The sequence below is a fragment of the Streptomyces shinuiensis genome (assembly GCF_043660855.1).
Lineage (GTDB): Bacteria > Actinomycetota > Actinomycetes > Streptomycetales > Streptomycetaceae > Streptomyces.
This window is the reverse complement of sequence record NZ_JBIHML010000001.1, coordinates 4,886,317-4,900,456: the sequence shown is the minus strand read 5'-3', so window position 1 is coordinate 4,900,456 and position 14,140 is coordinate 4,886,317. Positions and strand designations below refer to the sequence as shown.

Annotated in this window: 12 protein-coding genes; 6 read left to right on the top strand and 6 right to left on the bottom strand. The window is 75.4% G+C overall.

All coding sequences use genetic code 11. From position 1 onward, the window contains the following. Nucleotides 1–19: 19 nt before the first annotated feature. From ACGRHY_RS22150 to ACGRHY_RS22140, 3 genes are all read right to left on the bottom strand, one after another. On the bottom strand, nucleotides 20–1,105 hold the full coding sequence (locus tag ACGRHY_RS22150; RefSeq protein ID WP_394637063.1) for a Zn-dependent alcohol dehydrogenase: 1,086 nt from the start codon (nucleotides 1,103–1,105) through the stop codon (nucleotides 20–22). An 87-nt stretch (nucleotides 1,106–1,192) separates the two neighbouring features. Next, complete coding sequence (locus tag ACGRHY_RS22145) at nucleotides 1,193–2,611, bottom strand: aldehyde dehydrogenase family protein (protein ID WP_394637062.1); 1,419 nt, start codon at nucleotides 2,609–2,611, stop codon at nucleotides 1,193–1,195. A gap of 56 nt (nucleotides 2,612–2,667) precedes the next feature. Beyond that, nucleotides 2,668–5,097, bottom strand: a complete 2,430-nt coding sequence (locus tag ACGRHY_RS22140) for a molybdopterin-dependent oxidoreductase (RefSeq protein WP_394637061.1) — start codon at nucleotides 5,095–5,097, stop codon at nucleotides 2,668–2,670. 213 nt (nucleotides 5,098–5,310) lie between these two features. Here ACGRHY_RS22140 and hmgA point away from each other — a divergent pair, with 213 nt between their 5' ends. From hmgA to ACGRHY_RS22125, 3 genes are all read left to right on the top strand, one after another. Continuing rightward, entirely contained in the window at nucleotides 5,311–6,651 is a 1,341-nt protein-coding gene (gene hmgA / locus ACGRHY_RS22135) for a homogentisate 1,2-dioxygenase (RefSeq protein ID WP_394637060.1), read from the top strand. 132 nt (nucleotides 6,652–6,783) lie between these two features. Then, nucleotides 6,784–7,533, top strand: coding sequence for a GntR family transcriptional regulator (locus tag ACGRHY_RS22130; RefSeq protein ID WP_394637059.1), 750 nt, complete (start codon nucleotides 6,784–6,786; stop codon nucleotides 7,531–7,533). Between the two features lie 113 nt (nucleotides 7,534–7,646). Then, entirely contained in the window at nucleotides 7,647–8,834 is a 1,188-nt protein-coding gene (locus ACGRHY_RS22125) for a type ISP restriction/modification enzyme (protein ID WP_394638158.1), read from the top strand. 183 nt (nucleotides 8,835–9,017) lie between these two features. On the opposite strand, the gene ACGRHY_RS22120 is transcribed toward ACGRHY_RS22125, so the two are convergent. Then, nucleotides 9,018–9,284: a hypothetical protein gene (locus ACGRHY_RS22120; RefSeq protein ID WP_394637058.1), complete on the bottom strand. Its 267-nt coding sequence runs from the start codon at nucleotides 9,282–9,284 to the stop codon at nucleotides 9,018–9,020. Nucleotides 9,285–9,460: 176 nt separating this feature from the next. On the opposite strand from ACGRHY_RS22120, the gene ACGRHY_RS22115 reads away from it, so the two are divergent. The 3 genes from ACGRHY_RS22115 (at nucleotide 9,461) to ybiA (ending at nucleotide 12,319) form a co-directional block, all read left to right on the top strand. Continuing rightward, nucleotides 9,461–10,534, top strand: coding sequence for a serine/threonine-protein kinase (locus ACGRHY_RS22115; RefSeq protein WP_394637057.1), 1,074 nt, complete (start codon nucleotides 9,461–9,463; stop codon nucleotides 10,532–10,534). A gap of 73 nt (nucleotides 10,535–10,607) precedes the next feature. Then, nucleotides 10,608–11,729 carry a DUF5925 domain-containing protein gene (locus ACGRHY_RS22110; protein ID WP_394637056.1) on the top strand — a complete coding sequence of 374 codons (1,122 nt, stop codon included), beginning with the start codon at nucleotides 10,608–10,610 and terminating at the stop codon, nucleotides 11,727–11,729. 29 nt (nucleotides 11,730–11,758) lie between these two features. Further along, nucleotides 11,759–12,319 carry a riboflavin biosynthesis intermediates N-glycosidase gene (ybiA, locus tag ACGRHY_RS22105; RefSeq protein WP_394637055.1) on the top strand — a complete coding sequence of 187 codons (561 nt, stop codon included), beginning with the start codon at nucleotides 11,759–11,761 and terminating at the stop codon, nucleotides 12,317–12,319. A 4-nt stretch (nucleotides 12,320–12,323) separates the two neighbouring features. On the opposite strand, the gene ACGRHY_RS22100 is transcribed toward ybiA, so the two are convergent. Then, on the bottom strand, nucleotides 12,324–12,704 hold the full coding sequence (locus ACGRHY_RS22100) for a GntR family transcriptional regulator (RefSeq protein ID WP_394637054.1): 381 nt from the start codon (nucleotides 12,702–12,704) through the stop codon (nucleotides 12,324–12,326). A 75-nt stretch (nucleotides 12,705–12,779) separates the two neighbouring features. Continuing rightward, nucleotides 12,780–14,132 carry a helix-turn-helix domain-containing protein gene (locus ACGRHY_RS22095; protein ID WP_394637053.1) on the bottom strand — a complete coding sequence of 451 codons (1,353 nt, stop codon included), beginning with the start codon at nucleotides 14,130–14,132 and terminating at the stop codon, nucleotides 12,780–12,782. Nucleotides 14,133–14,140 lie beyond the last annotated feature (8 nt).

Below are 14,140 nucleotides of genomic sequence, written 5' to 3'. Positions count from 1 at the left end.
GCCGCCACCGCGGCTCGGCTCACCCGAAGACCACCAGCGCCCGGCCGCCGCGTCCGGCGAGCATGGCCTCGAAGGCCGCCGGCACGTCGGCCAGGCCGATCCGGTCGGTGACCAGCGTGCCCAGGTCCAGTCGCCCGGAGCGGACGTGCCCGGCGAGGACGGGCAGGTCGCGCGCGGGGTCGCAGTTGCCGTAGACGCAGCCGGACAGGGTGCGGGCGAAGTGGAAGATCTCCAGTGGTGAGAAGGAGACCCGGCTGTCCTTGCCGCCGATGCCCACCACCGAGGTCCGCCCGCCGCGCCGGGTGGAGGACCAGGCGGCGCGGATGGTCTCCGCGCGGCCGACGCACTCGACGGCGGCGTCCGCGCCCAGCCCACCGGTGATCCTCCGGATCTCCTTGGCCGTGGTGTCGGAGGCGATCAGGAAGTCGGTGGCCCCGGCCCGGCGGGCCAGTTCCTCCTTGCCCGGGGAGACGTCCACGGCGACGATCCTGTCCGCGCCCGCGATCCGCGCCGCCTGGATCACCGACAGGCCGACCCCGCCGGCGCCGAAGACGGCCAGCGACTCGCCCTCGCGCAGGCGGACGCTGTGGTTGACCGCGCCGTAGCCGGTCAGGACCGCGCAGCCCAGCAGGGCCGCGTCGGCCAGCGGCACACCGGCGGGCAGCGGCAGCACGCCGCGCTCGGCGACGACCGTCTCCTCCGCGAACGCGGCCGTGCCCAGCCCCGGGTACAGGTCGCGGCCGTCGGCGGAGCGGGCGTAGGGGACGCCGCTGGCCGCGTTGGCGTCGGTGCACAGCCAGGGCTCGCCCAGCTTCGCGCAGAAGTGGCAGCTCCCGCAGGCGGGCGCCCAGTTGAGGACGACCTCGTCGCCGGGGGCCACGGCCGTGACGCCCTCGCCCACCGCGGTCACGGTGCCCGCGCCCTCGTGGCCGAGGACGGCGGGCACGGGCTGGCGCAGGGTGCCGTTGGACAGCGACAGGTCGGAGTGGCAGACCCCGGCCGCGGTGAGGCGGACCCTCACCCGGCCGGGGCCCGGCTCCGGCAGGTCGATCTCCCCCGGTTCCAGCGGGGCTTTGACGGCGGGCAGGACCACGGCGCGGACCACGTGGCGTCTCCTCTCACGTCCTCGGGCGGACGGGCTGCTTGTTGCGGTTTGCTGCGGTGGGGCCGGGCATGCGGCCGGACGCGTTGCTCAGAACTGCAGGGACTTGGTCTGGAGGTACTCGGTCAAGCCGTGCGGGCCCAACTCCCTGCCCACGCCGGACCGCTTGTAACCGCCGAAGGGTGCCAGGGGGTTGAACCGGCCGCCGTTGACGTCCACCTGGCCGGTCTGCAGACGGCGGGCGAAGGCGGTGGCCGTCTCGTCGTCGGCGGCCCACACCGCGCCCGACAGCCCGTAGTCGGAGTCGTTGGCGATCCGGGCGGCGTCGTCGGCGTCCTCGTACCGCAGGATGCTCAGGACCGGGCCGAAGATCTCCTCGCGGGCGATGGTCATCCGCGGGGTGACGCCGGCGAAGACGGTGGGGCGCACGTAGTAGCCGCGCTCCACCCCCTCGGGGGCCTGCGCGCCGCCCGCGACCAGGGTGGCACCCTCCTCGACGCCGGCTCGGATGTAGCCGGTGACGCGTTCGCGCTGCCCGGCGCTGACCACCGGTCCCAGGCGCGTGGCGGGGTCGGCCGGGTCGCCGGGGACGTACTTGGCGGCCGCGGCGGCGGCGATCTCCACGGCCTCGTCGTAGTGGTCGGCGTGGACCAGCATGCGGGTCCAGGCGCTGCACGTCTGGCCGGTGTTGGCCATCACGTTGCCCACACCGATCTTCACGGCCTTCACCAGGTCGGCTCCGGGCAGGATGACGTTGGCGGACTTGCCGCCCAGCTCCAGCGCGACCCGCTTGACCGCACCGCCGGCGATCGCGCCGATACGGCGGCCGACGGCGGTGGAGCCGGTGAAGGAGACCATGTCCACGCCACTGTGCTCGGCCAGCGCCTGCCCGGCGACCGGACCGCGTCCGGTGACGAGGTTGAACGCCCCGGCGGGCACCCCCGCCTCGGCCACGGCCTCGGCGAACAGCCGCGCGACCAGCGGAGTGTCCTCGGCGGGCTTGAGGACCACCGCGCAGCCGGCCGCCAGGGCAGGGGCGACCTTGGCGACGACCTGGTGCAGCGGGTAGTTCCAGGGGGTGATGGCGCCGACGACGCCGACCGGCTCGTGCAGGACGCGGGAGTTGCCCAGCCTCTCCTCGAAGGGGTGCTCGGCGGCGAGCTTCGCGTACGTCCCGGCCACCGTGATGGGCAGGTCGGCGTGGACGGCCTGGGAGAAGGACAGCGGGGCACCCAGCTCCGCGGTGACGGTGGCCGCGATCTCCTCACGGCGGGCGGCCAGGGCATCGTGCAGCGTGCCGAGCCGCGCCGCGCGCTCGGCGGGCGGTGTGGCGGCCCAGCCGGGCAGGGCCGCGCGGGCCGCCGCCACGGCCGCGTCGACGTCCTCGGCGGTGCCCGCCGGGACGGTGCCGATGATCTCCTCGGTGGCCGGATCGACGACCTCGATCGTCTCCGTGCCCGCGGCGGGGCGCCACTCTCCGTCGATGTACATGCCGTTGTGTGCCTGCATGACCCCAAACTAGCGGCGCTAGTTTGGGGTGTCAGCAGGACGGCGCATGCCGTGGATCACACGGAGGACCCGGCGGCGGCCGAGGAGGCTCCCCCGGCCGCCCCGGAGGCCGTCTCGAAGACCGCTTCCGACTCCGCGGCGGGCGTCACGGACGGCGCGGCGGGAGCCACCCGGACCGGGAACCCGTTGAGCACGGCGGTCCCCGACAGCGGGTCCAGCAGCCGCCCGTCCAGGAGCTGGTTGACGTTGGCCCCGGGCTCGGCGGAGGCCACCGGCACCCGGGTGCCGGGCCGGTCGTGGCCCCAGCCGTGCGGCAGGCTGACGACCCCTCGGGGCACCTCGTCGGTCACCTCCACCGGCGCCCGGACCGTGCCCCCGTCGCCGGTGATCCCGGCCGGGCGGCCGTCGGCCAGGCCGAGCCGGGCGGCGTCGTCGGGGTGGACGTGGAGGGTGCAGCGGTTGCTCCCGCCCTTCAGGCCGGGGACGTTGTGCATCCAGCTGTTGTTGGAGCGCAGATGGCGGCGGCCGACCAGCACCAGGGTCTCGGGGCCTCCCTGACGGTCCGCCAGGAAGCGGCGCAGCCGGGGGACGTCGGCGGCGATCGGCTCCGGGCACAGCTCGACCGTGCCCGAGGGGGTGCGCAGCACCCCGGGCAGCCGGGGGCGCAGCGGACCGAGATCGATGCCGTGGGGGTGCTCCAGCAGCTTCGCCAGGGTGAGGCCGCCGGGGTCCGCGCCGAAGCCGTCGCCGTAGGGGCCCAGCCGCAGCATCATGTCCAGCCGTCGCTCGGGGCCGCTCTCCCCGGTCAGCAGGCGGGTCAGCTCTCCGGTTTCCCGGCCGTGGACGGGGGAGAGCGGGTCGGCGACGGCGGCGGACAGGGTGTGCTCGACGACCGTGGCGTCGACCGACTCCGGGTCGGCGCCGGGCGCACCGGAGGCACACAGCACCAGACGGGCCAGGATCCGGCTCTCGCTCGTCTCCCCCTCGCCCAGGGGGATCACGGGACGGGTGTAGCGCACCTGGTTGCGGACGGCCAGGGCGTTGAAGCTGAAGTCGAAGTGCGGGCTGCGGCCGGGCGGGGGCGGCGGCAGCACCACATGGGCGTGGCGGGAGGTCTCGTTGAGGTACGGGTCGACGCTGACCATGAAGTCCAGCCCGGCCAGGGCTCTCTCCAGCCGGGCGCCGTCCGGGGCGGACAGCACGGGGTTGCCGGCGACGCAGACCAGCGCCCGCACCCGTCCCTCGCCCGGGGTGTCGATCTCCTCGGCCAGCGCGGCGGCCGGGAACTCCCCCTTGACCTCCGGATGCCCGCTGACCCGGCTGTGCCTGCGGCCGGTGGCGAAGCCCCGGCCCGGGGCGGGCGGGCGGGGGGTGCGGGCGGTGGCCGACAGCGGGAACATCGCACCGCCGGGCCGGTCGAGGTTGCCGGTCAGCGCGTTGAGGACGTCCACCAGCCAGCTCGCCGTGGTGCCGAACTCCACGGTGGTACTGCCGACGCGGCCGTAGACCGCGGCGCGCTCGGCGGCGGCCAGCTCACGGGCGAGGGCACGGATGACGTCCGGTTCGACGCCGCAGGCGCCGGACACGGCCTCGGGGGTGAAGTCGGCCGCGAGCCGGGCCACGTCCTCCACACCGCTGAGGTGTTTCCCGGCCGCGCCGGTGTCGACCAGTTCCTCGGCGAAGAGGACCTGGACCATCGCCATCAGCAGCAGGGCGTCGCCACCGGGCCGCACCGCCACGTGCCGGTCGGCCAGGCGCGCGGTGCGGGTGCGGCGCGGGTCGACGACGGTGAGGGTGCCGCCGCGCCGCCGCAGGGCCTTGAGCCGGCCGGGGAAGTCGGGGGCGGTGCACAGACTGCCGTTGGAATCCAGCGGGTTGGCGCCGACGACCAGCAGATGGCCGGTGCGGTCCAGGTCGGGGACGGGGATGGCCAGGGGGTCGCCGTAGAGCAGTCCGCTGGAGGCGTGCTTGGGCATCTGGTCGAGGGTGGAGGCGGTGAAGACGTTGGGGGTGCGCAGCGCCTTGATCAGCAGGGGCGGGTAGAGGGCCCCGGCGACGGTGTGGACGTTGGGGTTGCCCAGGAAGAGGGCGACGGCCCGCGGATCGCCGCCGGCCGGGCCGTCGCCCTCCAGAACACCGCCCAGTCCCTCGGCGACCGCCGCGAACGCCTCCTCCCAGCTCGCCTCCCGCAGTTCGCCGTCACGGCGGACCAGTGGGCCGGCCAGGCGGTGGGGGTCGGCGTCCAGCTCACCGAGGAGGGCCCCCTTGGGGCAGACGAAGCCGCGGCTGAGGACGTCGTCGCGGTCGCCGCGGGCCGCGGTGATCCGCTCCCGTCCGCCGTCGCCGGGGGCGACCGTGACGACCAGGCCGCAGGTGGCCTCGCACAGCGGGCAGATCCGCAGGGCGGTACGGGAGCCGGGGCCCGCGGACGGGCCGGGTCGTGCGCTGGGCTGTCCGTCGGGCTGCGTGGTGACACTCTCCGGCATCGGTCCCCCTGGTGAGCGGTGTCCGGGTGGGCGGTGCGGTCCGGCGGCCCCATACCGACCGGACGGTAAGCGAACCTTAGCCCCGTCGCCCCCCGGCCGCCCAGGGGTGGGAGCCGAAACGGCGGCACGCCCGTCCAAGACTCGCCGTTGACGTGCGGACCCCCGAATTCCTATGGTTGACAACAGGAAACCCTGAGCACCGGGAGAGTTGCGATGAGTGGCACCGCAAGCGGTTTCGAGCAGGCGCGCAAGACCGCGGAGGGGCTGGCGTACTCCTCCGGTTTCGGCAACGAACACGCCTCCGAAGCCGTTCGGGGAGCGCTCCCGGTCGGCCGCAACTCCCCCCAGCGCGCGCCCCTGGGGCTCTACGCGGAGCAGCTCAGCGGCACCGCCTTCACCGAGCCGCGCGCCCACAACCGCCGCTCGTGGCTGTACCGCGTCCGTCCCTCGGCCGCCCACCCCCGCTTCGTCCGCGCCGATGACGGCCCCCTGCGCGGCGCCCCCTTCACCGAGACCGAGCCCGACCCCAACCGGCTGCGCTGGGACCCGCTGCCGGACCCCGCCCCCGGCACCGACTTCCTGGACGGACTGTGGACCCTGGGGGGCAACGGCGACGCCACCCGGCGCGAGGGCGTCGCCATCCACCTGTACGCCGCCGACGCCCCCATGGAGCGCCGGGTGTTCAGCTCCTCCGACGGCGAGCTGCTGATCGTGCCCGAGCGCGGCGGTCTGCTGCTGCGCACCGAGTTCGGCCTGCTGCGCGCCGACCCGGGCCACATCGCGCTGATCCCCCGCGGGGTCCGCTTCCGCGTCGAGCCACTGGACGCGACGGTGCGCGGCTACGTCTGCGAGAACATGGGCCGCCCCTTCGTCCTGCCCGACCTCGGCCCCATCGGCGCCAACGGCCTGGCCAACGCGCGCGACTTCCTCGCCCCCACCGCCGCGTACGAGGACGTGGAGGGCCCGGTGGAGGTGGTCAACAAGTTCTGCGGCGGCCTGTGGACGGCCACCTACGACCACTCCCCCCTGGACGTCGTCGCCTGGCACGGCAACCTGGTGCCCTACGTCTACGACCTGCGCCGCTTCAACGTGATCGGCAGCATCAGCTACGACCACCCCGACCCGTCGGTCTTCACCGTCCTCACCTCGCCGTCGGACACCCCGGGCCTGGCGGGCGTGGACTTCGTGGTCTTCGCCCCGCGCTGGCTGGTCGGCGAGGACACCTTCCGGCCGCCGTACTTCCACCGCAACGTGATGAGCGAGTACATGGGCCTGATCGAGGGCGCCTACGACGCCAAGACCGCCGGCCCCGGCGGCTTCGTCCCCGGCGGCGGCTCGCTGCACAACATGATGTCCGCCCACGGCCCGGACCGCGAGACCTTCGACCGGGCCAGCGCCGCCGAACTGGTCCCGCAGAAGGTGGACGACGGGCTGGCCTTCATGTTCGAGACCCGCTGGCCGGTGACGCTGACCGCCCGGGCACGCGACGCCGGACACCTCCAGCACGGCTACGACGACGTGTGGCAGGGCCTGGAGCGCCACTTCCGGGAGTGAGGGGCCAGCATCCGGAGGCGATGGCGCGTACCGTGACCCACGACGTACCGCCGCACCGCCGCGGTGTCATGGCATCGTGACGCAGCGGCCCAGCAACACCCGGCAACCCAGCCTGGCCGTCCGGAGGCCGCCGTGACCACCTTCGCTCCCGACTCGCTCGCGCTGAACCGCAAACTGCCGCTGTGGTATCAGGTCTCGCAGTCCCTGCGCGCCTCGATACTCGGCCGCTCCCCCGGCGCGCCCCTGCGCCTGCCCACCGAGGAGCGCCTCGCCGAGCACTACGGCGTCAGCGTGCTGACCATGCGCCAGGCGCTCAAGGAGCTGGAGAACGAGGGGCTGATCTCCCGGCACCGGCGGCGCGGCACCTTCATCGAGCCGAGTGCCCGCAGCGGCTCCCCCGTGCGGCTGCTCGGCTCGGTGGACGCCATCGTGGCCCAGCAGTCGGGCGAGGAGACGGTGCTGCTGGGGCACGGCGCCGGACCGGTCCCCGGGGAACTGGCCGAGTACTTCCCGGACCTCACCGAGGCGGTGGCCTACCGGCGGCTGCGCCGCGACCGGGAGACGGGCGAGCCGACCAACTGGGCGGAGAACCTCGTCCGCCCCGAACTGGCCGGCCGCATCGACCTGGATGACCTGGCACGCTGGCCCATGACGAAGGTGCTGCGCGACGCCGTGGGCGTGCGGATCAGCCGCATCACCGACACCGTGCAGGCGCGGCTCGCCGACCCGGAGACGGCCGAACTGCTCCGGGTGCCGCTGCTCAGCCCGATCCTGCACTACACCGGCGTCACCTACGACGAGAGCGGCCGGGTGGTGGACGTGGCCCGCATCCACTACCGCGGCGACCGCTTCTCCTTCTCCGTCACCGTGGAGGCGGACTGACCCGTCTCCGTAGCATGCGTGCGGTGAGCCGTGCGGGAAGGGCAGCAGGGAGGGAAACGGTGGGTGCCGGGACGGGCGGCGGCCGCGGCGAGGCCGTTCCGCTCGACGAGCTGATGCCCTGGTCCGTCCGGCCGGTCCGGCCGGGCCGGGACTGGGTGACGGCGCCGGACGAGGCGTCGCTGCGGTCCCGCTGGGCCGCGCTGCTGCGGGCCTCCGGCGCCGAGCGCGAGACGCTGTTCGTCCCCACCCGCGCCCGCACCACCCGCACCGCCGTCCCCCAGCTGCCCGGCCCCGCCGCGGGCGCGGGCGCACCCACCGTCCGGCTGGAGCGGGAGGACGGGCCGTGCCCGGAGCCGGTGCGGGTGCTGTGCGGACCGTACGACCGGCAGTGGCTGATACCGGACCACCGCCTGCTCGACGCCGCCCGGCCGGAGCTGTGGCGGGTCGCCGACGACCGGCAGATCCTCCTGTTCGAGCCGCCGGCCGCGACCCGCTCCCCCGCCCCGGAACCGGTCTTCACCGAGCTGCTCCCGGTCGGCGCCGCCGCGTCCCGGACCGGCCGCGTACGCCCCCTGTACCGGCGCCCCGGCGGCCGCGAGCCCAACCTCGCCCCGGGCCTGCCCGGCCTGCTGGCCGGGGTGCTGGGCACAACGGTGACGGCCGAGGACGTGCTGGCCTGGACGGCCGCCGCGGTACGCCCCGCCCCCGGCGGCCCCGCCGTACCGCTCACCGCGGACCGCGAGATGTGGCGGGAGGGCGTCGCGCTGGGCCGCGACGTGCTGCGGGCGCACACCCGTGGCGCCCGCTGCGGCGACGGCGCCCGCCCGCGGCTGCCGGGCGGGCGGCGCCCCTACGTACGGGCCACACTGCCCGAGCACCCGGCCCCGGACGCGCTGCGCCACGACGCGGAGGAGGAGGCGCTGTGGGTGGGGGACGGCAGGATAGCGCCGGTGGCGCGCGGCGCCTGGGAATTCGAGGCGGGTGGTGTCCGGGTGCTCGCCGAGTGGTTCGCCCGCCGTGCGGCCCCGGACGCGCCCGGCACGCTGGAGGCGGTGCGCCCGAGGGCCTGGCCGCCTCAGTGGACCTCGGAGCTGCTGGAGCTGATCACCGTGCTCACCCTCCTCGACGGGCTGCGCGAGGCCCGCGCCGGGTTCACCGGCCGGCTGGCCGGGCGTCCGGCCGTGGAGGTGTCCGCACTGCGCGGGGCCGGTGTGCTGCCGGCGCCGCCGGGGGCGCGGCGTCCGGCCTCCGTGCTGGACCATCGCGAGGAGGGTCCGGAGGGGCAGCTGGCGCTGCTGTGAGAAGCCGGCCTTTCCGGCGGCGGGCGGCCACCGGTCGCGGGAGCGGGGGTGCCGGGAGGGCGCGGGTATGCGGCCGGGGCCGGACGGCGACGCCCGGACCGCCGCGGGGAGGCCGGTCTCCCCGAGCCCTGGGCCGAAACCTTCATGCTCCGGCCCGGGCGCTCCGAACATGGCCGGGCGTGGCTAGGCGTGGCCTCCGAAGAGGGAGCGCCGCAGCCGCCGCAGCGGCGCGAAGAGGGAGACGCGCGCGCCCCTGCTGCGGGAGCGCATGTGCGCCGCGTCGCGAGCGGTCAGTTCGCGCATGAGCAAGGTCGCCTCCGCCGTGTCATCCTGGGAGACGGCGGGCCCCGCCAGCACGCTCAAGTGCCGGTCCAGGCGCGAACCGGTCGCACCGCTCCCGCACTGGATCGCAGGGATCCGCGCCCTGCTGCGTACCGTTATCTGTTCCATGACACTCCCCACCCAAACGAGGGCTCCCGGCCCGGGCAGGGTAACCCTATCTCCCGACCGTGACCCACGGGTATTCCGGCACTCGATCCACCTTCCCCGCAAGGGGGTTGACGAACACCGTACGAGACAACGGCATCCGACCGGCCCCGTGGCGGGGCCGGGGACGGGGGACGACGATGAGCACAGGTGACAGCGGACGGCTGCTCGCCGACCGCTACCGCCTCGCCGCCGAGCTGGGCCGCGGCGAGGTGGGCGTGGTCTGGCAGGGGCGCGACGAGGTGCTGGGCCGCGAGGTCGCGGTCAAGGAGGTGCGGGCCGCGGAGGAGCTCTCCCCGGCCGAGGTGCGCGTCCTCTACTCCCGTCTGGAGCGGGAGGCCATGACCGCCGGGCGCATCTCCCACCGCAACGCCACCACCGTCCACGACGTGGTAATCGAGGACGGCCGCCTGTGGATCGTGATGGAACTGGTGCGGGGCCTGTCGCTGGCCGCCGCGCTGGAGGCCGACGGGCCGATGTCCCCGGCCGGCGCCGCGCGGATCGGCGCCGAGGCCGTCTCGGCGCTGCGCAGCGCCCATGAGGCGGGTATCACCCACCGCGACATCAAGCCGTCCAACATCCTGCTGGGAAACGACAACAGGGTCGTCCTCACCGACTTCGGCACCGCACGGGTGAAGGCCGACACGGCGCACGAACGGCCCGGTGCGCCGGTCGGCCGGCCCGAGTTCCTCGCCCCGGAGTGCACACGGGGCCAGGACCCTGGCCCAGCCGCGGACCTGTGGGCCCTGGGTGTGGTGCTGTACCTGGCCGTGGAGGGTGTCTCGCCGTTCCACCGCGACACTCCCGGGGAGACACTGCGCTCCCTCGCCGCGTACACCGACGCCGATCTGCCGCCCATGCGGCGGGCGGGCGCGCTGGCGCCGGTGCTGGAGGGGCTGCTGCGGGCGGACCCGGCCGGGCGTACGGATGCCGCCCTGGCGGAACGACTGCTGCGCGTGGCCGCGGCCGGCGGCGGGCCGCGCGCCGCCGCTTCCTCTTCCGCCCCCTCGGCCCCACCCTCACCCTCGTCCTCGCCGGAGCCCGTACGGCCCGCGTCCGGTGAGGACGAGGGCGGCGGGAGCGGAGGGAGCGGACGCCGGGGCGCGCCGGGCTCCTGGGACGCCGCCCGGGGGCCGCGCGGGGTGCTGGCGCTCGTCGCCGGACTGCTGATCCTGCTGATGGCCGCCCTCGCCGTGGCCGTCGTCCTGCGCTGAGCATCCGCCGAACCCCGGCGAGGCGCCGGAAACCTGCGTGCGCACATGCCCCCCGTGCCGGATCATGGGGGGCATGTGTGCCGACCGCCGTGCCGTGCCGACCGAGGAGTCGCTGCCCATCCGACTCAACATCGACGACAGCGACTCCCCCTCCGACGTCATCGACGCCCTCTTCCTGGGCCGCTTCACCGCCGGCGAGCAGCCGCACGCCCGCAGCCGCTCCCTGGAACGGGTGCGCAAGGGCATGGCCCTGCTGCCGCCGGGAGCGGCCGTGCTGCGCTCGGCCCGCGACGGCGACCGCGGCGCGACGCTGGCCGAGGGCGACGGCTGGACGGTGCTGGTCTCCCGCTGGTCCCGCGGCGCCGACGTGACCGTGACGGCCGTCAGCGAGGAGCTGGCGGAGCGGACGCTCAAGGCCGCGGTGGAGGACGCGGAGGACGAGCCCGAGCCCCGGCCGGACGACGTCACCATGGGTTTCTGGTACAACTCCCCGCGGCGGGGCCCGTACCGCACCACCCGCCGGATCACCGCCGGGAGCTGGGAGGAGATCCGCGGCAACTACACCGCCCCGGTCTCCGAGGCCATGGACGGGCTGATGAAGACCACCCCGGACGACATCACCGGGCGGCTGCTGCTGCTCCACGGCCCGCCGGGCACCGGCAAGACCTCCGCCCTGCGGACACTGGCGCGCTCCTGGCAGGACTGGTGCCAGGTGGACTGCGTGCTCGACCCGGAGCGGCTGTTCAACGAGGTCGGCTATCTGATGGACATCGCCATCGGCGAGGACGACGGCACCCCGGACCGGCCGGGCCGGGAACGCTGGCGGCTGCTGCTCCTGGAGGACTGCGACGAGCTGATCCGCGGCGAGGCCAAGCACGCCACCGGCCAGGCCCTGTCCCGGCTGCTGAACCTCACCGACGGGCTGCTGGGCCAGGGCCGCAACGTCCTGGTCGGGCTGACCACCAACGAGGACCTGGAGCGGCTGCACCCGGCGGTCGTCCGTCCCGGCCGCTGCCTGGCCCGCATCGAGGTCGGCCCGCTGACACGCGCGGAGGCCGTGCACTGGCTCGGCACCGAGGAGGACGTCGGCCGCGACGGGGCGACCCTGGCCGAGCTGTACGCGCTGCGCCGCGGCTCGGGCCCGGCCTCGGTGCCGTCGCAACCGGGCCGTTCGGACGAGGGGATGTACCTTTGATCCCTTCCCGGCAGGCGTCCGAGGAGCGCGTGGACGACCCGGTGGCGGAGCTGGCCGGGCGGCAGGCGCGCGGAGAGCGGATCAAGTACCTCCACTTCTGGGGGCACACTCCGCCCCGGGGACGGCGCGACGGCTCGCCCGGCCCGTGGTGCCTCAGCCAGTGGTGGCCCTCACCGTTCACCGTGGACGGCGTTCCCTATCCCACCGCGGAGCACTGGATGATGGCCGCCAAGGCGCGGTTGTTCGGCGACGCGGCGGCCGGGGAGCGGATTCTGGCCGCGGTGGAGCCGGGCGCGGCCAAGGCCGCGGGCCGTGTGGTGCGGGGTTTCGACGAGGAGGTCTGGGCCCGGCGTCGCTTCGGCATCGTGGTCGAGGGCTGTGTCCACAAGTTCGGGCAGCGCGATGATCTGCGGACGTTCCTGCTCGCCACGCGGGGACGGGTGCTGGTGGAGGCCAGCCCGCTGGACCGGATCTGGGGTGTCGGGCTGGCCGCCGACGACGAGCGGGCGTCCGACCCGGCGCGCTGGCACGGGCTCAACCTGCTGGGCTTCGCCCTGATGGCGGCCCGGGAGCGGCTGGAGACGGGCTGAGACGTCAGTCCCGCCGGCCGTACTCGGCGCCGATCGCCTCCTCAGCGGCGGCGAGCGCGGCGGCCCGGTCCAGCCCCAGGCGCCGGGCCCGCTGGGCGTACGCCCGCGCCGCCGCCGCGGCCTCGCGGGCGGCGGCGCCCCCGGTGGCGGCGATGAAGCTGCCGTGGCGGCCCCGGGTCTCGATCACCCCGTCGGCCTCCAGCGCGCGGTATGCCTTGGCCACCGTGTTGGCCGCCAGTCCCAGCTCCTCGGCGAGTCCGCGCACGGTGGGCAGCCGGTGGCCGACCGGCAGCCCGCCGCCGCGGGCCTGTTCGGCGATCTGGGCGCGCACCTGCTCGTAGGGGGCGGTGGGGGCGTCCGGGTCGACGGTGAGTCTCAGTGGCACGGCACTTCTCCTGCGGCGGGGTCGGAACATCGGGTGCGCGGGGTGCGCGGGGTGCGTCGATTGTGCACCAGCGTGTCAGCCGCGCTCCCAGGTCCCGGTCTCCAGCGCCCAGCGGTACTCCGGCCGGCCCTCCGTGCCGCTGGTGCGGAAGGGCCGGCCGCCGTCGTCGATACGGAGGGTGCCGCTGTCGTCGCCGCTGCTCCACTCCAGTTCGATGTACCAGTCGCAGTCGCAGCCGTCCGTCCCCGCCTCGACGCGCAGTGCCAGGGGGTCGTCGGCGGTGACGCGGTACGGCAGGCGGGTGGCGGGCAGTTGTCCGCCGCCCTCCCCGTCGTAGCCGTCCACGGGTTCGGCGAGCGGGCGGCGGGCGTCCAGGTCGGCTGTGAAGGCGGCCGGGGTGAGGGATCCGCCGCAGCCGTCGTCCATCCGGTAGACCTGCCGGCCCAGGGGGGCGCGGCGGTCGGCCACCCGGATGTGCAGGGCCTCCACCACGACGGGGGCGGGCCCGGTGCCGTACACAGTGGCCTCCACGATGGTCTCACCGGCGTGCACGGCCCCCAGGGAGCGGGCCCAGCCGACCGCGTCCTGCTCGACCGGGGGCGGGGGGACCCGGGAGGGCGGTGAGTCGATCAGATAGCGGTGGCCGCAGCCGTGCCGCCACACATGGGAACGGGCGGACCAGCTCAGCGGGGCCGCTCCCGGCACACCGCCGCGCTCGCGGTCGCCGCCGTTCGGCATCCGGGAGGAGTCCGCCCGCGGGGTGCGGCCCGGCTTCGCGCCGCCTCCGGTGTCCCCGCCCCTCCCGGACGAGGCCGGTGCCGGGGAGGGGGGCCGGGCGGAACGGGACGCGGAGGGGGACGGTAAGGCGGCGGTGCCGCCGTCGGTCCCCGGCGCGGAGGCGGCGGGCCCGTCCGCGGCGCGGCGCTCCAGGCCGGTGCGGTCGGGGAGGAGGTACGCCGCGGCGGCGAGGACCACGGCGAGTACGGCGATCACGGCAGGCACGGCAGGCACGGCGGACGGTGGCCACGGCCGGAATCCGCTCCGCCGGGGGGCGGAGTCCGGCACGGGCACGGAACCGGAGCGGGCTTCGGGAACGGGCCCGGCCGCCGGGCCCGGCCGCCCCGGTTCCCTTCCGCGCAGCGCGTCGGCCCGCATCCACCGCCGGTGCAGTTCCAGCAGCTCCTCAGGGGTCGCGCCGCACAGTCTCGCCAGCCGTTCCACCGGGGCGTACCGCGCCGGTACCGCCCGGCCGTTGCAGTACCGGTGCAGTGTGGAGGTGCTGGTGTGCAGCCGTCGAGCCAGCGTGCCGTAGCTGTGGCCCGACCGCTCCTTCAACTCCCTCAGGAAGGAGGCGAACTCCTCCGTCTCCCGTGCGGCCCCCATGGCGTCCCCCTCGTCCGCGCCGTTCCGGAAGCGCGTTCCAGGCACGCGCGTTT

Coding starts and splice junctions, on each gene's coding strand:
- ACGRHY_RS22145 (WP_394637062.1), bottom strand. CDS start 2,611: ATGCAGGCACACAACGGCATGTACATCGACGGAGAGTGGCGCCCCGCC.
- ACGRHY_RS22140 (WP_394637061.1), bottom strand. CDS start 5,097: ATGCCGGAGAGTGTCACCACGCAGCCCGACGGACAGCCCAGCGCACGA.
- hmgA (WP_394637060.1), top strand. CDS start 5,311: ATGAGTGGCACCGCAAGCGGTTTCGAGCAGGCGCGCAAGACCGCGGAG.
- ACGRHY_RS22125 (WP_394638158.1), top strand. CDS start 7,647: ATGCCCTGGTCCGTCCGGCCGGTCCGGCCGGGCCGGGACTGGGTGACG.
- ACGRHY_RS22120 (WP_394637058.1), bottom strand. CDS start 9,284: ATGGAACAGATAACGGTACGCAGCAGGGCGCGGATCCCTGCGATCCAG.
- ACGRHY_RS22115 (WP_394637057.1), top strand. CDS start 9,461: ATGAGCACAGGTGACAGCGGACGGCTGCTCGCCGACCGCTACCGCCTC.
- ACGRHY_RS22110 (WP_394637056.1), top strand. CDS start 10,608: ATGTGTGCCGACCGCCGTGCCGTGCCGACCGAGGAGTCGCTGCCCATC.